Consider the following 23,239-nt stretch of genomic DNA (forward strand, 5'->3'; position numbering starts at 1 on the left):
GAGGGACGCTTACAGACCAACTCATATCCAAATGTTCATAAAACAATGTAATCTTAGCCCAAAATCTATTTCAAATATTATAGGCGTATTACATCAAATCCTTGATAATGCTTACAACGATGAACTGTTAAGCAAAAATCCTACAAAAGTAATTAAAAAACCAAGAGTCGAAACAAGTGAAGTCGACCCCTTTAATATAAATGAAGCAGAGTCAATAATTAATTGGATGCAGGAACACCATCCACAGATGACTATATTTTTTGCGCTTGGCTTTTACACCGGCATGAGAACAGGTGAATTGCTTGCGCTTAAATGGAGTGATATTGATTTTTCAAAATATACTATTACTGTACAAAGAACCATCACTAAGAATCGTATAAAAGAAAGCACTAAAACAGAAAAATCAAGAACAATAGATATTATTCCGGCGCTTGAAGCATATTTAAAAAACCATAAGCAATACACTTTTCTTAAATCAGATTGGGTTTTAACGACTTTATATAACCAGCCATTTATGAAGACAGAGAATATTAATAGGCTCTACTTTACCCCTTGCTTAAAAGCTCTTGGATTTCGATATAGAACGATTTACCAAATGAGGCATAGCTTCGCATGTATGATGATCGATGCAGGAGAGAATTTGAATTGGATCAAATCCATGCTTGGGCACAGAACACTGTCAATGATTTTTAAACGTTATGGCAACAAAATCAATCGTCAAGATGGCACACGAAAAGGCGTAATCTTTTCTGAGAGTGTGCCAAAAGTGTGCCAAATTAAAAATGACCGCCGCAACTGATTGATACATAAGGTGTAAAAAAATCGGGGAAACAGGATTCGAACCTGCGACCCCCTGTGCCCAAGACAGGTACGCTACCAAACTGCGCTATTCCCCGATTATTTAAGGAAGGGAACTATACTATTCCCGTTTATCTCTGTCAATAGATAAAAAAAGAGGCGGAAGCACCCTGCCTCCGCCTTATGTATTCCTTATCAGACAAGCTCTTCGAGAAGCCCTGTCACATCTCTTTTGCGAACCTGCGCCTTTTCGATTTCGGGGTGCATCTCGTTGTATGAAGGCCGCCCCTCAACCTTGTAAAAAAGCCCGATGGGGAGCTTATCCTTTGTTTTGGAGAGGGCAAGCGCCGAGTCAGCGTCAGTCACATCGTGGTTTTCGATTTTAACAACCCTTTCCTGATAATACTCATACTGGTATTTTCCGCCGAAGGTCACGCACGGCTGAAAAACATCTATCAGCGCAAAGCCGTTGTGGTTCAGCCCGCCGAGTATAAGTTCCGCAAGCTGCTCCGAATCGCCTGAAAAGCCTCTGGCAACATAAGTCGCTCCGGCATCTATGGCTATAGCGATGGGGTTCAGCGGCTCATCCACAACGCCGAACGGCGTGGATTTGCTCGGTGAGCCTATCTCATTGGTGGGGGAAGCCTGTCCGGTTGTGAGGCCGTACACCTTGTTATTATGCACAATATAGGTGAGGTCGACATTGCGGCGCATTGCGTGAACAAAATGCCCCACACCCATGCCGTAGCCGTCCCCGTCGCCGCCGTTTACCAGAACCTTCATCTCAGGGTTTGCAAGCCTTATCCCAGTGGCAACAGGCATTGTTCTGCCGTGCAGACCGTGAAAACCGTAAGCACGGACATGGTTTATCATTTTCCCTGAACAGCCTATGCCTGAGACAAGCGCAAGCTTATGCGGCTCGATTCCGGCTTCTGCGAGGGCTTTCTTTATACCGTTCCAGATGGCGAAGTTCCCGCAGCCGGGACACCATACGGGTTTTTGCGTTGTGTTGTAATCCAGTGCTTTCATTTCGCCGCCTCCTCTGCAAAGCTCACAATCTCTTCATTGAAAAACGGTCTGCCGTCATACTTGAGGAATGTTTTCTCAATAATTATGCCTGTGTTCTCGGCGATTATGCCCCTGAGCTGAGCGGTATAGTTGTTTTCCATAACGCAGAGGTTTCTGCCCTCAAGCATTTTCTTAACCTTTTCCCAGTTAAGGGGGTTTACGGCAGGGAAATGTATGAAATTGAATTTGTCAGTATGTTTCATGGCCTCAAGGAGCATCATCTTCACAGAACCGAAGCAGACGAAGGTAAGCGGTGCGTCCTTTTTGCCGAAAAGCTCAGGGTGCGGCATATCATCAGTGAGAGGCTTCAGCTTGCGGAAGCGCCTTTCCACCTGACGCTTGCGCACATCCGCCTTGTCGCTCACGAAGCCCTCGTCCGTATGCTCGTTGCTGCTGGCTATGTAGAGCCCGCCCTTTGTGCCGGGGATAACGCGCACGCCCACGCCGTCTTTCTTTTCGGCAAAGCGGTTGAAGTAAGCCATAGGTTCTTCTTCATTCCCTTCAAAGAGATAGCCCCTTTCGACATCACCTGTTTCAGGCATTTTCTCCGCCATGAAGTGGGACTCGGAAAGGAATTTATCCAGAAGCACAAAAACCGGAATGTGATATTTTTCCGCAAGGTTCAGGGCATCGAATGTGAATTTATAACACTCCTCCACACTGCCGGGGGAGTAAACAGCCCTGATAAACTCACTCTGAGAGGAGTTTATGACGTATTTCAGATCACCCTGCTCCGTCCATGTGGCCATGCCTGTTGCGGGGCCCGGTCTCTGTGAAACAGCAAGAACGATGGGAACCTCGGTTATAGCTGCCAGCCCCAGCCCTTCGTTCATGAGGCTGAAACCGCCGCCCGCAGTGCCTGTCATGGCTCTTGCACCAGCGAAAGCCGCACCGACAGCCATATTTATGCCCGATATTTCATCTTCCGTATGCTTGACCACGAGGCCGTGCTCTCTGGTGCATTTAGCGAGGTAATGAAGGATAGACGATGCGGGGGTCATGGGGTATGTGCTGAAAAATGTCAGCCCGCCTGCAATTGCGCCGATTGAAGTCGCCTCGTTCCCTGTGACATAGAGCGCGGGTGCGCATTTGTCCGGGGCGGGTTTACAGACAACGGAATAACGCTCTCTGACGGATTCGTAACCCTTTTTAGCAGCCTCGATATTTATTTTTGCCACTTTTTCCTTGTAAGCCGCCGTGAGGTTTTTCTCAAGCAGTGCGAAATCAAGACCGAGAAGCGCAGCCGCCGCACCGAGTGCCACGGAGTTTCTCATTATGTCCGGCCCGTCCAGTTCCTTCACTATACCCATGAGCGGAACATCAATCTTTTTGGCTTTAATGTCTCCGGCATTTTTCAGATTGGCGAAATCGCCTATAACATAAGTGCTTTCCTCAAACTTTTCCCTGTTAAAGCATTCATCGGAAAGTGCAACGTACATATCGATCTTTTTGTAGGGAGCAGTAACCTCAGTGTCACCGAACGCAATCTGGTAGCAGTTGTAGCCGCCTCTCACAAGCGAAGGGTACTCCGGGTAACCGTGTACATGGTATCCGCTCGCCTTGAGGACTTTAGCGAACATTGGTCCGGTGGTCATAATGCCGAATCCGGCAGGACCGCCGATTTTCCAGACGTAAACAGAACTCATGGCCTCTCCTTATTTGTTTTGATTTGCTTACCCATTGGATATTATAACATAAAATTTATTGTTTGATCTTCACCACAGGCAGACCCCACTTTTTGCGGAGGGAAATCATCCTCAGACTGAAAACAAATGATGTAACCAGAATAAAGCTGACACTCTTGTTCACTCCGGCATAATGACACAGGCAATAGATTATTCCGCCGAGCATAGCCGCGCTGGCGTAAATCTCCTTCTGGAGGACAAGGGGTATCTCCTTTGAGAGTATGTCCCGGAACATTCCGCCGAAGGTTCCTGTGATAACAGCAAGCATTACAGCACCAGCCCAGCCCACATCATAAGCGAGCCCCACGGAAACACCTGTCACAGTAAACACGCCCAGACCCAGAGCATCCATCGTGAGGAAAAGATGCATCTTGCTCTCAAAGTGCTTATGATAAAAAAACACTGCAAATGACATAATTACTGAAACTATCAGATAGTTATAATCAGCAAAAATGATAGGCGGAATTTTACCCACCATTATATCACGGGTGGTTCCGCCCCCGACAGCGGTCACAAGGGCGAGAAAGGTCACCCCGTAGAAATCCATCTCTTTACGCACACCCACCAGCGCACCGCTGACGGCGAAGGCGACTGTTCCTATCATGTCCAGAATATACGGTATTGTCATAAGGATATTGTATCAGGACACTCTGTTTTTGAAAACGGGGAAAATATTTATGGGAAATTAAAAAATGACGGTATAAAAATTGAGGGAAGTCAATGTTCAATCCGGCGGGAATATATTATTATATACACCATGAAGAAGGAAAAGCGGATAATTAAGGACGAAAAGATATTACGCCGTTTCATAGGCGTGTTCTGCCGAGAGAACCACGGCGGAAAGGAGCTTTGCCCTGAGTGTGCGGAGCTTCTTGCCTATGCGCTCAAACGGAATGAGAAATGCCCCCTTGACCCTAAGCCCAAGTGTAAGGACTGCAAAATCCACTGCTATAAGCCGGAAATGCGCAGGAAGATAAGGGAAGTGATGAAGTTCAGCGGTATCTGGCACATTAAACGCGGGCGACTGGACTGGGTTCTGCATTATTTTTGGTGAAGATGTTTCTCAGTTCTTCAATAACACAATGACTGCTTGGTTTTATAGAGTTTAATGTTGATGCTGCTGTGGCAGCCCCAATGACGGGGCTACGCCGTGCACAGCGAAGCCGAACTGTGTTCGGCGCGAGCGTGTACATCAAACTTACAGGGTGACGTATTACCGTGTCACTGCGAGGAGCGAAGCGATGAAGCAGTCTCAAAATATACATAGAGATTGCTTCACCCTTTCAGGGTTCGCAATGACGCAAAACTGCCCCGAAAGGAGAAATCCCTGTCAGATCCCCCTTTACAAAAGAGGAAGTCATTGCTGTTAAAAACCCCCGTTTAAACTCTATTTCCTGATAAAAACCTCAACCGACTGATGAAGCTGATCCATGGAGTCCTTCATTTCGGTGAAGATGGCGAGGAGATCGTTCACAGTGGCAGTGCTCTGGCTTACCATAGCACCGGAGCTCTGCACCATCTCGTTCACACTGCCGATTGCCCTGTCCCTCTCGTTAAGCGTCTGCTGCATGGCTAGGAAGGTAGAGTTCAGAGATTCGCCTGATTTCACTATCCCTTCAAAGACCTCCCTTGTTTTCGCCATAACCCCGGCGCCCTCCGCCACTTTCTCCTCCGTAACCCGCATATCGCCGAGGATTCCGGTTATATCAGCGTTGAACCCGCCTATTATGTCGCCTATATTCTTGGTGGCATTGCGTGTTTTTTCCGCAAGCTTGCGCACCTCATCAGCCACCACGGCAAAGCCTCTGCCGTGTTCCCCTGCCCTTGCCGCCTCAATTGCGGCATTGAGCGCGAGAAGGTTTATCTGGTCTGTAATGTCATCTATAACGCTGAGAATGCTCCCCACCTCGCGGGAGGATTCGCCGAAACGGAGCAGTTTCCCGCCCAGCTGCTCAACAGAATCTCCTATCCCTTCCATCTGTTCGGAGAGAACAGTCATATTCTTACGTCCGCCGGATGTGCGTTTCTCTGTTTCCTGAGTAACCTGCCTTGTCAGATCAAGGTTGCGGTGCATCTCAAGCCCTGCGGCCTTGACCTTATCCATCTCCCTCAAAAGGAGCGACAGATTCCCCTCCTGTCTGCCCAGAACTTTAGTGAGCTCTGTCTTTTTACTGTCAAACTGCCGGAAATCAGCCTCTGTCCGCACTGAGATTTCATAAATCTTTGTCACCAGTTCATCCAGCCTCTCCAGAAAGCTGTTCATGTGGTTGGATATATTGGCTATCTCATCCTTATAGAAAACAGGGATGCGTCTGGAAAGGTCGCTGCCTATTGAGTTTATCTCTTTCCCTATGAAATCCAGCCTTTTAAAGGCTATGCGGTTGAACATAAGATAAAGAACAGTCAGTATCACAATAAATGTCAGCCCCGCGTAGAAGAAGACACCGCCTATGAGGCTGTGTATCTGCGCCAGCATCTGGCTTCTGTCCATCTTGATTACGATGTCAAAGCTCTTGCTTAAGAACTCGGCTCTCTCCTTGGAAAAAATGTAGCCGTTTCTGCCTATGCCTGTTATCTCCTCCGTGAGAGAGGTCTGCGGCAGTGCGGCAAACTTTCTGGTTTCAGCATCGTCCGCACCTGCCGGCATGTTCATAAGCAGGCCTGATTTGTCAAAAAGGCGCAGATAAGTGTGTTCGTCTATCTTTTCCGGCAGAAGGGACATGACAGTGTCCCTGCTGAGGGTAACAATCACGATCCCCGTGCGTACATCATTTGCGTTTATGTGTCTGGCCATATATGCCACAGGTCTTCCGCCGTCAATCTCCGATGTTTCAAAATCTGTAAAAATCGTCTCAGTAACAGGCATATTCAGCGCCTGCCTGAATGTTTTGCCCAGAAAAGTGTCTTTGTGAACACCGGAACTGAGGTTAGTGGCAAAGGCATGGTTTTTATCGGAGGAGAAGACAATTACACCTTCACTGTCAATAATATACATAGAGTATATATGATAAGGCTCCATCAAAAGCCGGAAGCTGTCATAATAATTTGAATAGACAAAGTTGAACTCCACGGGAAACTGCATTGTTTCCATCTCGTCCAGCCCTGCAATGTTGGTATATTGCAGCACAAGCTGGCGGAAGTCCGCATCTGTGGTAAAATCAGCCTTGTCCATCCAGCTAATCATCTGCTTATTGCCTGTTTTTTCAAAGAAAGCTCTGAGTCCGGGCGCCATGAGCTCCGGGTCGAGGGAAGGACGTCTGTTCAGCTTGTAATATGCCGAAGTTATGCTGTAGAACCCTTCCGTTACATAATCATTTTTTACAAACCCTGTCAGAAACCTGTCCACAGAACCGAGATACCCGGTAAATCTTTCCGACATAACTTTTTTAAGAATTTCCGCCTGCTGTGCCTTGCTTTTAGCCAGTTCCCTCTTCCCCTTCTGAACCAGCACCGCAGATGAAACAAATGTAATCAGCAGAAGCGAGCAGACAAGCATGGCACTTATCTTCACTTTCAGACTCAGGTTTCTGATTATCCCTTTTTTCATGTATATCCCTTCCGTAACAGCTTTTGTTATTACAATGTTATGAATGGGATCGGAAGTTATCAGAGAAATGTCAAATTAATGCAAAATATTGATAATTAAGACTTATTCAGTATTGAATAATATAAGGCGGGCATTGCTGCACCGCCTGTATATAATGGGGGGGTATGGGCAGGATTATTTATCTGCTTTTATTTCGCCGTCGGGCACGTTTTTGATAACTTTCCCCGTTGCGTAGTAATATGAATGCTCTGCTATGGTCACAGCATGGTCTGCCGCCCTTTCGAGGCATCTGGTGATGAAAATGAAAGATACGGTTTTATCCGCCCTGTCGCCGAAGGCAGCCATATTTTCCACAGCCTTTTTCAGGATTTTTCTGTGGAGCCTGTCCACCCTGTCATCCCTTTCTATAATCTCAAGAGCAAGCTTGGCATCGCACTTGTAAAACGAGTCTATGCTGTCCTTGATCATGTTCGCTGTTTCTCTGATCATTTTGGGAAACCGCTTCATATCAAACTCATAAAGAGGACCGCCCGCCCGGAGAACTTCCTTGGCGATGTCGGTGCAGTAGCCGGCTATAGCCTCCAGTTCGCCTACAATGTTGAGCGAGGCTATCACGTAGCGGAGATCATTTGCCTTGGGCTCAAACAGTCCAAGGAGTGATATGCACACTTTGCTTGATTCCCCTTCCAGTCTGAGGGCAGTTTTCCCCTCTTCAACAATTTTTCCCGCCAGTTCCTCATCATATCCGTTAAGAAGGACACTCACATCCTCAACTATGCCGGAAACAAGTCCTGTGAGCCTGTTAAGGTTCTCTTTCAGGGCTGTATACTGAATTTCAGCGTTATTCATGCCGCATCCTCCCTTAACCGAATCTTCCGGTTACATAATCCTGAGTCTGCTGTTTGTCAGGGTTGGTGAATATCTTCTCCGTGGTGTTGTACTCCACCATTTCGCCCATATAGAAGAAAGATGTGTACTCGGAGATCCTCGCAGCCTGCTGCATGCTGTGCGTAACTATGATAATGGTGTATTTCTCTTTGAGCTCGAATATAAGCTCCTCAATTTTTGCAGTTGCGATGGGGTCAAGTGCTGAGGCGGGTTCGTCCATAAGGAGAACATCCGGCTCCATGGCTATAGCTCTTGCTATGCAGAGCCTCTGCTGCTGACCGCCGGAAAGGGTTGTTGCCATGTTTTCCAGCCTGTCGGAAACCTCATTCCAGAGCCCTGCCTTTCTCAGGGCGTGTTCCACAAGGTCATCCATATCGCGCCCTTTTCTCACTCTGCCGTGAATCTTGGGAGCGTAGGCGATATTGTCATATATGCTTTTGGGAAAAGGGTTAGGCTTCTGAAAAACCATGCCCACTTTTGTGCGTATATCCACAACATCAATAGCGCTGCTGTAAATATCTGTATCATCGAGAAGTATTGTTCCGTCAACCCTGATGCCCGGCACAAGGTCGTTCATGCGGTTAAGGCAGCGAAGCAGTGTGGATTTCCCGCAGCCGGAAGGCCCGATCATCGCCACCACGTGCTTTTCGGGAAAGTCGATATTAACGTTTTTAAGGGCGTGAAAATCACCGTAATAAAAGTCCAGATCACGCACGGACATTTTCATTTTAAGATCTTTCATCTGTTTGATTTTTTCAGCGGGAGCCGCCTGTATGCTCATAGGTTTAAACCTCCGGGATTACCATTTGCGTTCATATTTGTTTCTGAGCCAGATTGCCGTGAAGTTCAGCGCGAGAAGAACAGTAAGCAGAACAATGATCCCCGCCGCTGTTCTTTCAACATAAGGACGGAGACTGGTTGCCGACCATGTGTATATCTGCGCGGGAAGAACAGTTGTGGCGCTTGTTATTCCTGTGGGCGCGTCCGGGATGTAAGCCATCATACCAACAATGAGCAGCGGCGCTGTCTCTCCCATTGCCTGCGCAAGACCGATGATCGAGCCTGTGAGTATTCCGGGCATGGAAACAGGCAGAACATGATGCCATACCACCTGCCAGGGGGATGCACCAACACCGTATGCCCCGTGGCGTATTGATTCCGGAACCGCACGCAGAGCCGCCCTTGTACTTATTATAATTACGGGAAGCGTCATAAGAGCAAGCGTAAGACCGCCAACAAGTGCAGATGAACGGGGTACGCTGAAAAAGTTGATGAATATGGCAAGACCCAGAAGACCGAAAATAATCGAAGGGATAGCTGCGAGGTTATTGATATTCACCTCAATAAACTGCGTAAATTTATTATCCGGTGCAAACTCCTCAAGATATATGGCGGTCATTACCCCAAGCGGCACACTGAGCACCATTGTGATTATCAGGACATAAATCGTTCCTATGGCAGCGGAAAGAATACCTGCTATTTCAGGCATTTTAGAATCGCCCATTGTAAAGAAGCCCGTGTTGAAGGCAAGACGAATGTCACTGCCCTCTTTAAGCCTGTTTACGAACTCAGTCTCTCTTTCGGTAAGCCTGTTGGGTTTGCTTTTCATATACTGATCGACATCCCCTTTGGCAACAACCCATAGAGTCTGCGTTGTGTTCATATACTCAGGGTGCTCCTCGACAACCTGAGGGAGAATACGCAGGAACCCCCTTGAAAGAACATCCCTGTACTCTTTGGCTACAGCTCTGTTCGGCATTTGCAGGGTTTCCTCATTGAAGGTGACTTCAACTCTGATCTCAGCCTGAGAAAAAGCCGTATATCCGGTTTTGATTATGTCGTAAAAAAAGAATATAAGGAACAAGAGCGCAAGAAGCAGCGCCGCCTTGCCGTAAAGCTGGAAGCGTTTTTCCGCTGCGTATCTTTTCCTGAGTTTTCTGTCGTGTTCTTTTGAATAAGCCATCACGTCCCCCTTACTCGTAATTCTTGCGGTATCTGCGGATTATGTATGTGGAGACAAGGTTGATACACAATGTAAACACAAGTAGCACAAGCCCCAGACCGAAGGCGGACAAAGTTGCAAGGCTGTCAAAGGCCTGATCGCCTGTGAGCGCATCCACTATCTGCACGGTAACTGTCGTCATACCTTCCAGAGGGTTCCATGTGAGGTTCGGGCGGAGACCGGCGGCCATCACCACAATCATAGTCTCACCCACAGCGCGCGACACAGCAAGGAGTATGGCAGAAACTATGCCCGGCATTGCGGCGGGGAGGATTATCTGCTTTATTGTCTCTGACTTGGTAGTGCCGAGAGCAAGACCGCCTTCCCTTAAACTCTGGGGAACAGAGTTGATAACGTCGTCAGAAAGGGATGATATGAAGGGAATAATCATAATTCCCATCACAAGCCCCGGTGCAAGAGCGTTTGTATAATCGGCATTGAAACCGAAAAATCCGGCAATTTTAACAACCAGAGGGCTCACGGTGAGTGCTGCAAAGAAACCGTAAACAACAGTGGGAATGCCGGCGAGTATTTCCAGTACGGGTTTGAAAATTTTCCTGAACCTGTTTGAGGCGTATTCCGAAAGAAATATTGCCGCGAAAAGGCCGACAGGAACCGAAACAGAGAGAGCAATGATTGTGATCATAAATGTTCCGGCAAATATGGGCGCGGAACCGAACTCAGGCTTGGCGGCATGATCCGTTTCCCTGCCTGCGCCTTCAAGAAACGCCGTGTCCGGGTTCCATGAGGTTCCGGTGATAAAGTCGATTATGTTTACATGCTTGAAAAATATAATTGCCTCAAAAAGGATCGAGAAAACTATGCCCACAGTTGTGAGAATGGACACCAGAGAGGCGGTTATCAGCAGATACCTGATGTTTTTTTCAACTACAACTCTGGCATTTAAAAGAGGCGAAAACTTCTTTGAAGAGATAATGAAGCCCGCAGCAACAAGCAGAGCGGAACAGACAAGAACCACGGAAGGCGGGACAACGGCTATCCTGGTGGTTTTAAGTAAAAGCGCTGCGATAAGAAGCAGCCACGCGGGAAAAGTGAACTTTATCACAGCGTACCACGCGTAGTGACCGGGTCTTGAACTCAGCCGCTGCTTGGAATCCTCCCACACTCTGGCCCTGTAGGCTCCGTATGCGAATGATAATCCAGACAGCACCGCAAGTATTATGATTATTGTAATCAGCATCAGCAATGCGCTCCGATGTAGTTTATGTTTTTACGCAATAAAACGGATCGGGAAACTCTCCGATCCGTTTCATTATAGTCCTTATTGCAGTATCTTACTTCACGTCGTTAAGAGTAAGAGCCTTGCGGGCTTTCCAGTCTGCTCTTACTTTTTCCCTTTCTGCTTTCGCAAGGGGGATAAGACCTATTTCAGTAAGGAAACCGCCTTCGCCTATCATTTTTTCAGAGAGGAAAAGGTCAACATACTGCTCTATGCCTTTTATTTTGCCAAGGTGGTCGCCTTTCACGTAGAAGAAAAGGCTTCTTGATATGGGGTAAGTGTTGTTAAGTACGTTCTCAGGAGAGGGAAGAACACCGTTCACGCTGACGCCTTTGATTCTGTCTGCGTTTTCCTGAAGGAAGCTGTAACCGAAGATACCTATAGCATTTTTGTCTTTAACAAGTCTCTGAACTATAAGGTTGTCGTTCTCGCCGGAGGGAACATAAACGCCATCCTGACGGATTTTTTTGTAGGGTTTGCCGTATTCTTTGATTTTACCTGTTGCGCCTTCCATAACAAGCTCTTCGAAGGCATCACGTGTGCCGGAAGATGTGGGGGGGCCGTAAACAAGTATGTCTATAGAGGGAAGGCTTTTATCTATATCAGACCATTTTTTGTAGGGGTTTTTTACAAGCTGACCGTTAACAGGAACTTCTTCCGCAACTGCGAGAGCAAGCTGAGCAAGAGTAACATTGAAATCAGCAGCGCTTTTGTTGTGGGCTATTGCGATTCCGTCATAACCGATTTTAATTTCGATTACAGACTTGATTCCAGCATTAAGATCCGCCTCAAGCTCGCTTTTTTTGATTCTGCGTGATGAGTTTGCGATGTCGGGAGCGTCATTGCCAACACCTGCGGCAAAAAGTTTGTGTCCGCCGCCGGAACCAACTGATTCAACAACGGGAGTGGGGTTCTTGGTTGTTGCGCCGAATTCTTCAGCAACATAGCTTGAAAAAGGGAATACTGTGGAAGATCCTACTATCCTGATCTGATCGCGTGCGAATGCGAAACCCGCAGTAAGTGCCGTCATAAGAAGGGCAACTGCGATGAGCCTCATTGTTCTTTTCATTTCCTACCTCCGAGTGAGATGACTTTTGAAGTCAGGTATATAAAAGTTTATTTTTGTGAGGTTCTGATTACGAAAATGTCAGAAAAAAGTTAAAAAAAAGGCCGCTCCATTGAAAAGAAGCGGCCTTAATCTGTCGTATATTTTATTTCCCTAAATCTATAAGCTGTTTATATATCTAGCTCTCCATGAACTTAATCAGGTTGTCCGCCATAGTCCATACACCGCAGGGGCAGACTCCGGCGCAGATTCCGCAGCCGATGCACTTTGAAGCATTTGACACATATTCAAATCTGCCGTCCGCCTCGGTTCTTGTTATCGCCTGCTGGGGGCAGATGTCACGGCAGAAACCGCAGTCACGGCAGAAGCCGCAGCTCATGCAGCGCTTGGTTTCGTCCTCCGCGGGCATTTCCTCAAGGCGGGTCTGGTTCATGGGGTGATAAAACTCATCCTTAACCTTATCCTGAGGGATCATGGGCGCTTTTTTAAACGCATCCAGAGGTCTGCCCTTAAGCAGCCTGTCTATGTTGATCGCAGCCTTGCGTCCGTCGCCCAGAGCGTGGGTGAAAAGACCCTGCTTTATGGCATCGCCGGTGATGAAAACCTTTTCATTTGCCGGGGACTGCATGAACTCGTTCACAAGCGTCATCCCTCTCTCGTTTAGGTATTCCCTGCCGAGAAAGGAAACATCCGGTCTGTCGCCTATGGAGATTATAACAGTGTCCGCCTCTATGAATGAGCCGTCTTTGAAATGAACGCCTTTTTCCGTTACCTTCTCGGTGAACACAGGCCAGAGGATCTTCGCACCGAGTCTTTCGGCATGCTCGATCTCTTTCTCAAAGGCGGCGGGTTTCTGTATATCCACTGCGGTGACTTCCTCAGCACCCATCTGATAAGCGCCGATAACAACATCCATAGCGGCGTTGCCCGCACCTATCACCACAACCTTTTTGCCCGCCGGGGGGTTCTCGCCCCTGTTGATTTTTTTGAGGAAATCAAGACCCTTCACAAGCCTCTCATGCCCCTCAAAAGGGATAACCACAGGGTTGTGCGCACCCACAGCAACCACAACTGCATCGTAGCTGCCGCAGAGTTCTGCAAACATATCTTTATCAACACGGGTGTCTGTCTTCACATTCACGCCTGTATCAAGTATTCTTTTTATCTCGGCACTGAGAACATCTCTAGCCAGCCTGTCTTCGGGGATAACCTGCATCAGCTTGCCGCCGATTACGCTGTCCGCCTCAAGTATGTCAACTGCGTACCCCATCCTTTTCAGGTGAAAGCCCGCAGTAAGACCCGCAGCGCCCGCGCCTATCACAGCCACCTTGCAGCCGTTCGCGGCAGCGGCGGCGGGAAGTGTGACATCCCTGCTGAGCATGCCCATTTCCTTTATCTTGACAGGCACATCAACATTAAGCCTGCTGCATTCGTCCTGACAGAGGTTCGGGCAGACCTGTCCGCACACGGAAGCGGGGAACGGGCTGTGCTCAAGCACAAGCTCCAGAGCCTCCTTAACCTTGCCCTGACGGAGCAGAGCTATCCTCTTCTGAGTGGGGATAAACACGGGGCAGTTATATTCGCACGGCGCTGAGTATTTGGAATTGCGCCATTCGGGTATGCGCAGCCTGTTTGCTCCGGTTTCCACATAGTCGGTAACTTTGAAGTCTTCCTGAACCAGATCACCGAAGATGCCGCCTTCCACCCACTTTTTCAGGCGGAAATCCCTTGCGGACATATATCTGACTTCGTGCCTCTCCTCATGGGTTTTGGCGACTATTTTATGCCACTGCCCCATATCGGAAAGTTCGTTATAGATCTCAGGTTTCTCTATCTTTTCAAGGAAAACACTGAGCCCTTTCGTGAGGAATTCCCTGTCAGCCTCATCAAGCTCAAGCATCCAGACTTCATCCGAAAGGCCGCTCACATGACCTCTCACATACACGGTTCCGCCCACCATGCCTACACAGCTTCTGTCACCGAGGACAGATTCGCCCTCCGCAACACCGTAACCGCAGATTATGGCGTAGCCGCCGCCCATAAATTCAAAGCTGAATGAGCCCACCCTTTTCAGCACCCAGAACTCAGGCGCAGAATAGCGGGGGTCATACTTCATGAGCGCGCCGGAGCGTGTTCCGGTTTTACCCGCAACATATATTTTGCCGGATGCGGCGCAGTGTGCTGTGGTATCGCCGCCGTCACCCTTGAGGATTATTTCGGCTCCGGCATTCAGCCAGCCCACGTCAGCAGGTGCTGAGCCCTCAACTATCACCGTAGTTCCGGGCATACCCATCGAGCCGACCCTCTGTCCGGGGTTTTTCACTTTAAACGTAAGATGCTCGCCGTTTTCCGCCCAGAGAGCGCCGCCTATGTTATGCTGACCGGACGCGTCAACTTCAAACTCGCGAACGCCCGCGTCAAGGTCTTTATATATCTCTTTAAGAAGGTTCTGGGTCGAAACCCTTTTATCGTTTATTACGCCTTTGATATGTGTTTTTCCGCTCATTTCAGCACCCCCTAGCACGCATACTGGATCTGGAGTCTGTCCGCCACAGCCTTGTCCTCGCTGATGAGGCAGTCTGACCTGCCCACGGGGAGCGAACTGTTGCCGATGGGTGCGAGGAGCTTTTTAAGCTCACTGTCAACGGAGAGGAAGTAGTTGACTATGTTCTCCGCCACTCTGTCTATATCAAGCCTCTTGACCAGAGTCGGGTTCTGTGTGGTTATACCCACAGGGCACAGGCCTGTGTTGCAGGCGTTGCATTTGCCGTGGTCATTGCCCACGCAGCCCGCGAGCTGGAGCATGAGTTTTCCGGTGAATACCCCGTTCGCACCGAGGGCTATCATCTTGAAGGCATCCGCAGCGAGGTTGCCCGTCTGCCCCAGACCGCCCGCACCCCAGAGAGGTATCTGCGACTGTTTGCCCTGATGCGTGGCAGCGAGGTAACAGTCACGGAGCTTGGAGACTATCGGATGACCTGTGTGATCAAGGGAAACCTCGTTCGCCGCTCCGGTTCCGCCGAGTATGCCGTCCAGAAAGAAACCGCCAACTATGTTGTACGGATCGCGCAGTAGGTTATTGTAAACCGAAACGCTGGTGGCGCTTGCCGCAACCTTGATAGCCACCGGAACCTTGAACTTGAACGCTGAGTTGAACGTGAGGAACATCTTCTGCACGCTCTCCTCAATCGAGTAAAGCCCCTGATGGTTCGGGGGGCTGAGAAGATCAGTCTTGGGAACGCCTCTGATCTCCTGAATATGGCTGGCAACCTTTTTAGCCTGAAGCAGACCGCCGTCACCGGGTTTTGCGCCCTGACCTATTTTGATCAGCACACCGCCGGGGAGTTCCTGCATATAAGGCATGGAGTTTATGATCCTGTTCCAGCCGAAGTGACCGGAAGCGATCTGGAGTATCGTATATTTAAGGAATCTTGATTTCAGAAGTCTTATGGGAACGCCGCCCTCGCCGCTGCACATGCGCACGGGGAGTCCGCATTCCTCGTTAAGGTAAGCTGTGGCTATTGCCATGGCCTCCCACATCCTCCATGAAAGTGCGCCTATAGACATATCGCCTATGATAACCGGATATATCCAGTTCATAGGGGGGAGAACTGAGGAATCTATTTTCAGCCTTCCGTTTTCCAGCGTGAAAGGAAGCTCGTCTGCGGGAAGAATCCTGCCGAAAGGTGCAAGCATGTCAAAGGTGTGTCTGGATGCGTCCAGAGAGGGGTCAGTCATCTGGCTGATTCGCCCTACCCTGATTTTGTCCAGCGTGCGCACGCCTGTGGAAAGGTTAGCTCTTCCGCCCCTCTTGAAGGGATCAGCAAGCATGCCTCTGTATTTTATGGTGAATCTGGCATCTTCATTACGCACGGGCTTGATTGCGGTGTTCGGGCATACCCGCTCACACACTCCGCAGCCGCGGCAGAACTTATATACATCCACCTTCTGCTTTATAACAGGCACAGCCTTGAACTCCACCTTGGGCTCAGGAGTGAGGTAGTCGCTCACAACTTTTCTGCGCTTTTCCATTCCGGCCTCTATGGCCTCAAAGGGACATGCCGCAACGCAGCTTCCGCACATCGTGCATCTGTCGCTGGAATAGTTTATCTGCCAGTCAAGGTCATCCCTTGATATTTCGTTCACTCTCATTGTTGCCATCTCTGCACCTCAAGGTTGTTGGTGATAACAACTGTCTCTCTTTCGTTGGTGTATATATCCTCTTCCCAGTTTCTGCCGGGAAGAACCTCGTTTATGCCTGAGACCTCGGAGGTCATGACCACTGTTCCGTTATGCTTTCCGATAACCGTAGGGCGGAGCTTCTTGGCATCGCATGTGTTAAACAGAGTGCCGTCCGGCAGAACGCCTATGATAGTGTTGGGTCCGTTTATCTCAAGGTTGGAAAGGGATGAGCGGATGTATCTGAGCGCTTCTCCGTCCTCCCTTTTTGACATATCCTCAAAGGGGAGCGGCGTTATGGCATGTTTATAGTATTCCAGCGGCCATTTGAGTATTTTGTGAATGTAGTGAAGAGTATAGAGGAAGCACTGTGAATCGGACTCAAAGCCTAAGTAGCCTTTGTAAAGCCCTTTCTGAAAGTTTTTGTTTTTTTCGTAAAAAGTGTTCTCGCCGTTGGCAAGGGCTGTGTACCCCTGAAGGAAGAAAGGGTGAGCGGCGTAGCGCACTATGTCATAGTTGGTGTTCTGGCGGCACTGAGCGGTGATAACCTTCGCAGTAAAATCGTTATCCTCTTTCCAGAGGCCGAAATAGGTTCCGATGTCCTGCGGGTCGCCTATCTCCTTGAGCGTCAGCACATCCGGCCAGAAGGAATAGACATAACCGTCGTCACTCTCCTCCAGAACGCTTCTGAGCCTCAGCCTCATATCAACCAGAAGCTCCTCTTTCTCCTCCTGCGGAGCATACTTGAAGCTTCTGGGGTACTGAAACACCTGAAAAACGTAGTTCGGCATGGGCTCTATATTAAGCTCGTCACGGAAGTTTATCTCCGGTGACCACTGCATAACCCTGACGAAGCCTTCTTTATGAAGAATATCCTCCGCAATCGCCATGCCTCTGTCCGAGCACGCCATTGAGAGAATGGGAAGATCTTTATAGTCTGCGAACCTGCCGCCCAAGTCCTGCATAACCATTGCAAAACCTGAGTTATCATGCCCCTTCTGCTGTGAACGCATAAGGAGCAGGGCTTTTGACGGATGAAAATAATCCGTGGATTTGATAGCGCCTATTCTGCACATATCCTGCCTCCAGTATGAAAGCAACTTACATTGCAATCTAAGTTTATATGACCGTTTAGCCTTATAAAATAATAATCAGGGCGGACTGCCTGAGCAGCTGAGGGGTTGAGTGAAAATAAAGCTGCTTTCGGAATAAAACTTCCGGGAGGGAGGTTCTCCTTATTCTTTGGGGGCGTTGTGAAATAAACCGTTGCCCTTAATAAACTGCGCCTGTATGTGCCGCTGCGGGAATGACTCCGCTCCGGTAAATACGGTAAATCTCCCTTTTGTGTTTTACCGCCATAAGAACTTATAATATGAGTCAAAACAGATGTCAATGATTAGAAACGAAGGTTAAAGCCCCATGACAAATATTAAAATAATACTTGAATACAATTTTAAAATTATCAGAACACGCAAAGTCATTGTCATGTTTATGACAATTCGATTTTAGCATTTATTATCAAATATTTGAAAAGGCGTAAAAGTATCGGGTGTGTTTTAGGAGCAAAGATAAGCGCGGTTTAACAATTATAAGGAAGGCTTAAAAAAAATTAATTAAATATCATTTTTGTCTGGAGGTAAAACTCATCAGAACCGTCCCTTATTTTATCAAGCTGGTTTTTTGTGAGGTTTATCCTGTTTTTCATAAGGAAGGTCGCCGCTATATCCTGTTCCGGTATGCGGAAATATTCATGAAGGATTTTGGCCATCTTAAGAATCTTAGCCTCATTCTGAAACTTGCATTTAAAAGGTTCGTCCTGAAACTGAACAGGCATATAGAACTCAGGCTTGAACTTCCATTTCATAAGCAGGGCGATACCTGCATTCACGGAGTTATGATCCGCAAGACGCTTGTAGTTTTCGCTGTCTTTGGCATCAACACTTTCCCCCTCCAGATAATCAGAGAGAACGGCAAGAAGAAATATATAACCTATGCGGTGGATCATTCCGATAGAGAAAACAATCTTTTTACCTGAGAATTTAAGGACATCGGCCAGAACATGCGCTATGCAGCCTACCCTTATGCTCTCTTCCACTGCATCGCTTATCTCCTTATGGAACATAAGCTCCTTGTTTGAAGCAAGTGCAACGTTTATATAATTGATAAGGAACATTTTTATATTCATGGTTCCAATGCGGACTATGGCGCTTTCAATATCCTTTATATCAGTAAAAAGCCCGCTGTAGTGAACAGAGTTGGCAAGCTTGATAAGCCCTGCGTGTATGCCCGGATCGGTTCTGGACATTACAGCTATTTCCTGAATTGTCACATCGTCAGACTCAAGAATGGGCAGCATCTGGAAGGCTATGTCCTTTTTCATGGGGAGGATTACATCCCCCTTATCCAGAATCTTTTTAATGTAATCGAATATGCCTTCCTTATTCTTCTGGGGAGCTGCGGCCTCAAGGGGTCTGCAAACCTTGCCCGCCACAAGAACCTGCTCGAACGGGCGCATTACCTGATTATGGTAAATTATTTCGTAGCTTTTATGCATGAAGTATTTATCAAGCTCTTTATCCGCCAGAATCATGTATATGCTCTGGGTGGAGTCTTTAATATGATCCTGAAGCTTGGAAAAGCTTATAAACTCGTTTTTATCAAGAAGAACTATAAACACATTGCGGAAGCCCCGCGTTTCAAGCAGCCTGCGGAAGCCGCGGGTGAAGAATGAAAAAGCCTCATGCTCGACTCCGAGTATTTCAAGCATTGAGCTGTAATAATTAAGAATCTTTCTTTCAGAGCAAATAAGTATGGTATCAGCCATTTTCTTCCTTTAAATAAGCTTATTCTTCTTACTGCTGAAGGCTCGGCAGTTCGATCCTGAAACATGCCCCTTTGTCCGTGTTGCGAACATAAAGCCTGCCGGGCATGCTGTTCTCCACTATCATTTTAGACATATACAGCCCTATCCCCGTCCCCTTCCCTTCGGGTTTCGTTGTGAAATATGGCTCGAATATTCTTTCCAGAAGATCTTCCTCTATTCCTCCGGCGTTGTCCTCTATCTCCGCAACTGCTCTGCCGTTTTCATAAAAAACACGGGCAAGCACATGGGGCTCAGCTATATTTTTCTCACTCAGCGCGTCTTTGGCATTGTTGAGAATATTGAGAAAAACCTGAGCAAGCTCGCCGGGATAACCCATAACCGTGAGTTCACTGTCCACACGGAGATCAACCGTTATCCGGTGTTCCTCAAAAAATGCCTGTACAAGATACAGAGCCTTTCTCACACAGTCTGCGAGGAGAAACTCGGTCTGCTCCTTGTTCTCCCTGAAAAAGTTGCGGAAATCGTCCACAGTGGCAGACATCTGCTGTATCAGGGCGTTCACCCTGTCCAGTATATCCCGGAGCTTGTCGTCAGTAAGCTCACCGGAGTCTTTTATATATTTCAGTTCAAAGAACGAAAGATTCAGCGCATTCAGCGGCTGGCGCCACTGGTGGGCAATATTGCCGAGCATCTCGCCCATTGCGGCCAGCTTGGACTGCTGAATAAGCAGTTTTTTATGCTCCATATTCCTTTCGACTTCCAGCCTGACCTTATCTTCCATCAGTGAATAAAGCTCCATGAGCTCTTCCTGCATGTATTTTCTGTCCAGCACATTCACAAGAATTTCACTGACTATGGTAAGCAGGGAGACAATATCATCGTCCCATTCCCTCTCTTTTTCAAGAGATGAGAAGGTCATGAAGCCTATGGACTTACCCTCTTTAATCATAGGCACAATAATAAGCGACTTAACCCCCATGGAGTTTAAATAATCACGCTCATACTCTGAGCATTTTTTATAGCCGCTGAGGGATGTTATATTAATTATCTCTCTGTCCGCAAGCTTTTCTGAGAGCAGTTCCATATTAAGCAGGGAGACGGACTTCATCCTGTTCATCAGACTGGGCACACCGGGGGCTGTCCATTCATGGGTGATGGAGGCCTTCATGCTGTCCTTATCCATACTGAATACACAGCAGCGCTCGGCATCCACGAATGTACCTATTTTCTCCAGCGCACTGTTTATACCGGAGTCCACCCCTTCCGCGGAAAGGTTTATGAACCCGGCTGAGATCTCCATGATCTGCTGCTCAAACCACAGCCTGTTCTGTATCCCCAGTTCTGCATTTACCCATGTGGTTATATCATCATGTATGGAGACTATGCCAGCAAACACTCCGCGTTCGTTTCTGACCGCGGTTTTTGTTATGTCAAACCAGCGGAACTCACCTGTGGTGTTTATGTAAACCGTTTCAACATAGTTGTAGCTGGAGCATCTGCCCGCGGCTATTTCTCTGTCGCCTTTGGAAAATCTGTCGTACTCCTCGTCATGAAAAAGGTTTTCGTCCATCCTGCCGATAATCATTTCGCTGCTGTGGACACCCGCGAGATCAAGAAAGCTGCGGTTGCAGCCTGTGTAGCGGAGATTTTTATCCTTCCAGCAGACCGCAGCGGGAAGACTGTCTATAACGTTCTGCAATACTTTCTGGTAGCCGCTGCCGCCGGAGAAGGAGGTGTAGTCAGGGCAGTTGACCTTGCGGATTATCCCCTCGAACCCTGCGGCTTTTCCTACAGAATCACGGATGATGAATACGCTTTCCGTAGCATTCACCTCTTGCCCTGTGCGGGTTACAAGGGTGACAGCAACCTCCTCCGCCAGCCCTTCCCTGAACAGGGAATCCTCAACCGCTGTCCTCACGGACGGATATTTGTATAGGCTGTCTATGGTTCTGCCGATGAGCTCCTCTGCGGAATATTCCAGAACACGCTCTGTTCCTCCGGAAACTTTGATAATTCTCCTGAGAATGTCGGTTTCGTAAAATATTTCACCTGAAAAAACTGAAAGCCTCTCAAAGGGCATCGGTAAACCTCTTCTGAACCTGCTGTCTGAAATTATTATTAAATAATACACACAATTATCTATAATAACAAAACCTAAATGTTATGCCCGTTCTAAAGTGACACATTTATTTTCATTATTACATAGAATTGAAGTGACTTTTTATTCGCAAAGATCTATATTCTATTTTTTGAATATATAGTTCCATGGAGATCGAAATGTCAGCAACCGCAGCAGATGCACTTTCCGGCAGCAGGCTCAGGTTTTTCCCCATAACACTTTTTGCAACGGTGATGGGGCTTACAGGCCTTGCCATAGCTTTTCTGAGATTTGACCACATAATGCACACCCGGACATACGCAGGCGGATTTCTGCTTGCCGCTGTGACGGTGTGGTTTGTGTTTCTTCTTTTTACCTATGCTCTCAAATTTTACCGCTACCCGGATGAGGTAAGGGAGGAGTTCCGGCATCCGGTGAGGATAAATTTCTTCCCCACTGTTTCCATCTCCATGCTTCTGTTAAGCATAGGATATGACGGAGTTTACCAGCCGCTGTCATCGGCCCTGTGGCACATAGGGGCTCTGGTGCACATAAGCTTCACATTTGTCATACTGAATATCTGGTTTTTCAGCGATTTTAAGGTTCAGACCAAAAATCCGGCATGGTTTATCCCTGTGGTGGGAAACATACTCGTGCCTGTGGCGGGTGTTACGCATGCAAATTCTGAAATAAGCTGGTTCTTCTTTTCTGTGGGTATAATACTCTGGATAGTGCTGTTTTCTATTGTGTTCTACAGGCTGATTTTTCACGAACAGCTTATGGTCAAGTTTCTGCCGACTCTGTTCATACTGATCGCACCGCCCGCAGTGGGCTTTCTTGCATATACCAAGCTGACGGGAGGTCTGGATTCCTTCGCCCGTATTCTTTACTACTTCGGTCTGTTCACAGCATTCATGCTTTTCAGCATGTTCCGCCATTTCAGGAAGGTTCCGTTCTTCGTTTCATGGTGGGCGTACACCTTCCCCATGGACGCACTGACGATCTCCACACTCCTGATGTATAAACTGACAGGTTACGGGCTTTTCAGATGGATGTCCGTGCTGTTCCTCTCCATGACTGTGGCGGTGATACTCACTGTGGTTTACAAAACAATCACGGCGGCTGTTAATGGCAAGGTTTGTGTACCGGAATAAGAAAAGGCAGGTTCAAAAACCTGCCTTCAGAGTGCTTAATAGCCTGCTGTAAAGCGTTTTCTGATGTGCTTCGGAGCTTCCAGTTCATCCAGAACCGCCGTAGCATAGTCTCCGGTGGTGATACTGCTGCTGCCGTCCTTATCAACCAGAAGTTCATCGGAGCCGAGCCTGAATGCGCCTCTCTTTTCTCCGTCTGTAAACTCCGCCGAAGGGCTGAGAAAAGTCCAGTTCACGTCATCAAGAGTCCTGAGATATTCAAGAGCCTTCGCCATTTTTGATGCAACAGTGTAATAAGCCGCCGGAAAATCAGGGAGAGTGTAGATCTCTTTTCCGTTCACCGTGAGAGTGCCTGCTCCGCCGATGAAGAAAAGGTACGGCTGTTTGCCGCTTTTTTTCGCCTCTCCGACAAGATATTCCGCTGACTTAAGAAAAAGATTCTCCTCGGCAGTGAAATCAGCAAAGGCGTTAACCACTGCGTCAAAACTGCCTAACTCAGCCGGGGTCAGTCTGAAAAGATCCTTCTCTATAACATTCAGCGATTGATCAGTAAGCTTTGCCCTGTTTCGCACAACCGCTGTAACCTCATGCCCTCTGGCTTTTGCCTCAGCCGCTATTTTTGATCCGGCTTTTCCTGCTGCGCCTATTACCGCTATTTTCATAATATCCTCCTGCTGTTTTCTGCTAATATAT

The 23,239-nt window shown here is 47.9% G+C and carries 18 protein-coding genes and 1 tRNA gene; 3 read left to right on the forward strand and 16 right to left on the reverse strand.

Features of this window, described 5'->3' with window-relative positions:
• Positions 1-31: 31 nt before the first annotated feature.
• Positions 32-799, forward strand: coding sequence for a tyrosine-type recombinase/integrase (locus OSQ85_RS03145; protein WP_265821240.1), 768 nt, complete (start codon positions 32-34; stop codon positions 797-799).
• Positions 800-822: 23 nt separating this feature from the next.
• On the opposite strand, the gene OSQ85_RS03150 is transcribed toward OSQ85_RS03145, so the two are convergent.
• From OSQ85_RS03150 to OSQ85_RS03165, 4 genes are all read right to left on the reverse strand, one after another.
• Positions 823-896, reverse strand: a tRNA-Pro gene (locus OSQ85_RS03150).
• 97 nt (positions 897-993) lie between these two features.
• Entirely contained in the window at positions 994-1,827 is an 834-nt protein-coding gene (locus OSQ85_RS03155; RefSeq protein WP_265821241.1) for a thiamine pyrophosphate-dependent enzyme, read from the reverse strand.
• A complete protein-coding gene (locus OSQ85_RS03160) occupies positions 1,824-3,512 on the reverse strand; it encodes a 2-oxoacid:acceptor oxidoreductase subunit alpha (protein WP_265821242.1) in 1,689 nt (562 codons plus the stop codon). Before OSQ85_RS03160 ends, OSQ85_RS03155 begins: the two co-directional genes overlap by 4 nt.
• Before the next feature lie 55 nt (positions 3,513-3,567).
• Positions 3,568-4,179 (reverse strand): trimeric intracellular cation channel family protein, encoded by a 612-nt coding sequence (locus OSQ85_RS03165; protein WP_265821243.1) that lies wholly within the window; start codon positions 4,177-4,179, stop codon positions 3,568-3,570.
• Between the two features lie 129 nt (positions 4,180-4,308).
• Here OSQ85_RS03165 and OSQ85_RS03170 point away from each other — a divergent pair, with 129 nt between their 5' ends.
• A complete protein-coding gene (locus tag OSQ85_RS03170; RefSeq protein ID WP_265821244.1) occupies positions 4,309-4,605 on the forward strand; it encodes a nitrous oxide-stimulated promoter family protein in 297 nt (98 codons plus the stop codon).
• A gap of 333 nt (positions 4,606-4,938) precedes the next feature.
• Here OSQ85_RS03170 and OSQ85_RS03175 read toward each other — a convergent pair whose 3' ends face one another.
• From OSQ85_RS03175 to OSQ85_RS03225, 11 genes are all read right to left on the reverse strand, one after another.
• Positions 4,939-7,098, reverse strand: a complete 2,160-nt coding sequence (locus tag OSQ85_RS03175) for a methyl-accepting chemotaxis protein (RefSeq protein WP_265821245.1) — start codon at positions 7,096-7,098, stop codon at positions 4,939-4,941.
• A gap of 174 nt (positions 7,099-7,272) precedes the next feature.
• The gene (gene phoU, locus OSQ85_RS03180; RefSeq protein ID WP_265821246.1) at positions 7,273-7,947 is read right to left on the reverse strand and encodes a phosphate signaling complex protein PhoU; all 675 of its coding nucleotides are present in this window, start codon (positions 7,945-7,947) and stop codon (positions 7,273-7,275) included.
• A gap of 13 nt (positions 7,948-7,960) precedes the next feature.
• Positions 7,961-8,728 carry a phosphate ABC transporter ATP-binding protein PstB gene (gene pstB, locus OSQ85_RS03185; RefSeq protein WP_407649304.1) on the reverse strand — a complete coding sequence of 256 codons (768 nt, stop codon included), beginning with the start codon at positions 8,726-8,728 and terminating at the stop codon, positions 7,961-7,963.
• A 57-nt stretch (positions 8,729-8,785) separates the two neighbouring features.
• Positions 8,786-9,949, reverse strand: coding sequence for a phosphate ABC transporter permease PstA (gene pstA / locus OSQ85_RS03190; protein ID WP_265821248.1), 1,164 nt, complete (start codon positions 9,947-9,949; stop codon positions 8,786-8,788).
• A gap of 10 nt (positions 9,950-9,959) precedes the next feature.
• Positions 9,960-11,189 carry a phosphate ABC transporter permease subunit PstC gene (gene pstC, locus OSQ85_RS03195; protein ID WP_265821249.1) on the reverse strand — a complete coding sequence of 410 codons (1,230 nt, stop codon included), beginning with the start codon at positions 11,187-11,189 and terminating at the stop codon, positions 9,960-9,962.
• 94 nt (positions 11,190-11,283) lie between these two features.
• A complete protein-coding gene (locus OSQ85_RS03200) occupies positions 11,284-12,297 on the reverse strand; it encodes a PstS family phosphate ABC transporter substrate-binding protein (protein ID WP_265821250.1) in 1,014 nt (337 codons plus the stop codon).
• Between the two features lie 175 nt (positions 12,298-12,472).
• Positions 12,473-14,800: an FAD-dependent oxidoreductase gene (locus OSQ85_RS03205; protein WP_265821251.1), complete on the reverse strand. Its 2,328-nt coding sequence runs from the start codon at positions 14,798-14,800 to the stop codon at positions 12,473-12,475.
• Positions 14,801-14,811: 11 nt separating this feature from the next.
• Positions 14,812-16,455 (reverse strand): glutamate synthase-related protein, encoded by a 1,644-nt coding sequence (locus tag OSQ85_RS03210; protein WP_265821252.1) that lies wholly within the window; start codon positions 16,453-16,455, stop codon positions 14,812-14,814.
• Positions 16,443-17,549 (reverse strand): class II glutamine amidotransferase domain-containing protein, encoded by a 1,107-nt coding sequence (locus tag OSQ85_RS03215; protein ID WP_265821254.1) that lies wholly within the window; start codon positions 17,547-17,549, stop codon positions 16,443-16,445. The genes OSQ85_RS03210 and OSQ85_RS03215 overlap by 13 nt, the downstream gene beginning before the upstream one ends.
• A gap of 533 nt (positions 17,550-18,082) precedes the next feature.
• Positions 18,083-19,297, reverse strand: coding sequence for an HDOD domain-containing protein (locus OSQ85_RS03220; protein WP_265821255.1), 1,215 nt, complete (start codon positions 19,295-19,297; stop codon positions 18,083-18,085).
• Between the two features lie 28 nt (positions 19,298-19,325).
• Positions 19,326-21,377, reverse strand: coding sequence for an ATP-binding protein (locus OSQ85_RS03225; protein WP_265821256.1), 2,052 nt, complete (start codon positions 21,375-21,377; stop codon positions 19,326-19,328).
• Between the two features lie 197 nt (positions 21,378-21,574).
• On the opposite strand from OSQ85_RS03225, the gene OSQ85_RS03230 reads away from it, so the two are divergent.
• Positions 21,575-22,549: an SLAC1 anion channel family protein gene (locus OSQ85_RS03230; protein WP_265821258.1), complete on the forward strand. Its 975-nt coding sequence runs from the start codon at positions 21,575-21,577 to the stop codon at positions 22,547-22,549.
• A 35-nt stretch (positions 22,550-22,584) separates the two neighbouring features.
• On the opposite strand, the gene OSQ85_RS03235 is transcribed toward OSQ85_RS03230, so the two are convergent.
• Positions 22,585-23,208: an NAD(P)-dependent oxidoreductase gene (locus OSQ85_RS03235; protein ID WP_265821260.1), complete on the reverse strand. Its 624-nt coding sequence runs from the start codon at positions 23,206-23,208 to the stop codon at positions 22,585-22,587.
• Between the last annotated feature and the right edge of the window lie 31 nt (positions 23,209-23,239).

The sequence above is a fragment of the Geovibrio ferrireducens genome, assembly GCF_026226615.1.
Lineage (GTDB): Bacteria > Chrysiogenota > Deferribacteres > Deferribacterales > Geovibrionaceae > Geovibrio > Geovibrio ferrireducens.

Excerpts from the sequence above, each read along its gene's own strand:
- OSQ85_RS03145 (WP_265821240.1), top strand. The coding sequence starts at position 32 with ATGTTCATAAAACAATGTAATCTTAGCCCAAAATCTATTTCAAATATT.
- OSQ85_RS03155 (WP_265821241.1), bottom strand. The coding sequence starts at position 1,827 with ATGAAAGCACTGGATTACAACACAACGCAAAAACCCGTATGGTGTCCC.
- OSQ85_RS03160 (WP_265821242.1), bottom strand. The coding sequence starts at position 3,512 with ATGAGTTCTGTTTACGTCTGGAAAATCGGCGGTCCTGCCGGATTCGGC.
- OSQ85_RS03165 (WP_265821243.1), bottom strand. The coding sequence starts at position 4,179 with ATGACAATACCGTATATTCTGGACATGATAGGAACAGTCGCCTTCGCC.
- OSQ85_RS03170 (WP_265821244.1), top strand. The coding sequence starts at position 4,309 with ATGAAGAAGGAAAAGCGGATAATTAAGGACGAAAAGATATTACGCCGT.
- OSQ85_RS03175 (WP_265821245.1), bottom strand. The coding sequence starts at position 7,098 with ATGAAAAAAGGGATAATCAGAAACCTGAGTCTGAAAGTGAAGATAAGT.
- phoU (WP_265821246.1), bottom strand. The coding sequence starts at position 7,947 with ATGAATAACGCTGAAATTCAGTATACAGCCCTGAAAGAGAACCTTAAC.
- pstB (WP_407649304.1), bottom strand. The coding sequence starts at position 8,728 with ATGAAAGATCTTAAAATGAAAATGTCCGTGCGTGATCTGGACTTTTAT.
- pstA (WP_265821248.1), bottom strand. The coding sequence starts at position 9,949 with ATGGCTTATTCAAAAGAACACGACAGAAAACTCAGGAAAAGATACGCA.
- pstC (WP_265821249.1), bottom strand. The coding sequence starts at position 11,189 with ATGCTGATTACAATAATCATAATACTTGCGGTGCTGTCTGGATTATCA.
- OSQ85_RS03200 (WP_265821250.1), bottom strand. The coding sequence starts at position 12,297 with ATGAAAAGAACAATGAGGCTCATCGCAGTTGCCCTTCTTATGACGGCA.
- OSQ85_RS03205 (WP_265821251.1), bottom strand. The coding sequence starts at position 14,800 with ATGAGCGGAAAAACACATATCAAAGGCGTAATAAACGATAAAAGGGTT.
- OSQ85_RS03210 (WP_265821252.1), bottom strand. The coding sequence starts at position 16,455 with ATGGCAACAATGAGAGTGAACGAAATATCAAGGGATGACCTTGACTGG.
- OSQ85_RS03215 (WP_265821254.1), bottom strand. The coding sequence starts at position 17,549 with ATGTGCAGAATAGGCGCTATCAAATCCACGGATTATTTTCATCCGTCA.
- OSQ85_RS03220 (WP_265821255.1), bottom strand. The coding sequence starts at position 19,297 with ATGGCTGATACCATACTTATTTGCTCTGAAAGAAAGATTCTTAATTAT.
- OSQ85_RS03225 (WP_265821256.1), bottom strand. The coding sequence starts at position 21,377 with ATGCCCTTTGAGAGGCTTTCAGTTTTTTCAGGTGAAATATTTTACGAA.
- OSQ85_RS03230 (WP_265821258.1), top strand. The coding sequence starts at position 21,575 with ATGTCAGCAACCGCAGCAGATGCACTTTCCGGCAGCAGGCTCAGGTTT.
- OSQ85_RS03235 (WP_265821260.1), bottom strand. The coding sequence starts at position 23,208 with ATGAAAATAGCGGTAATAGGCGCAGCAGGAAAAGCCGGATCAAAAATA.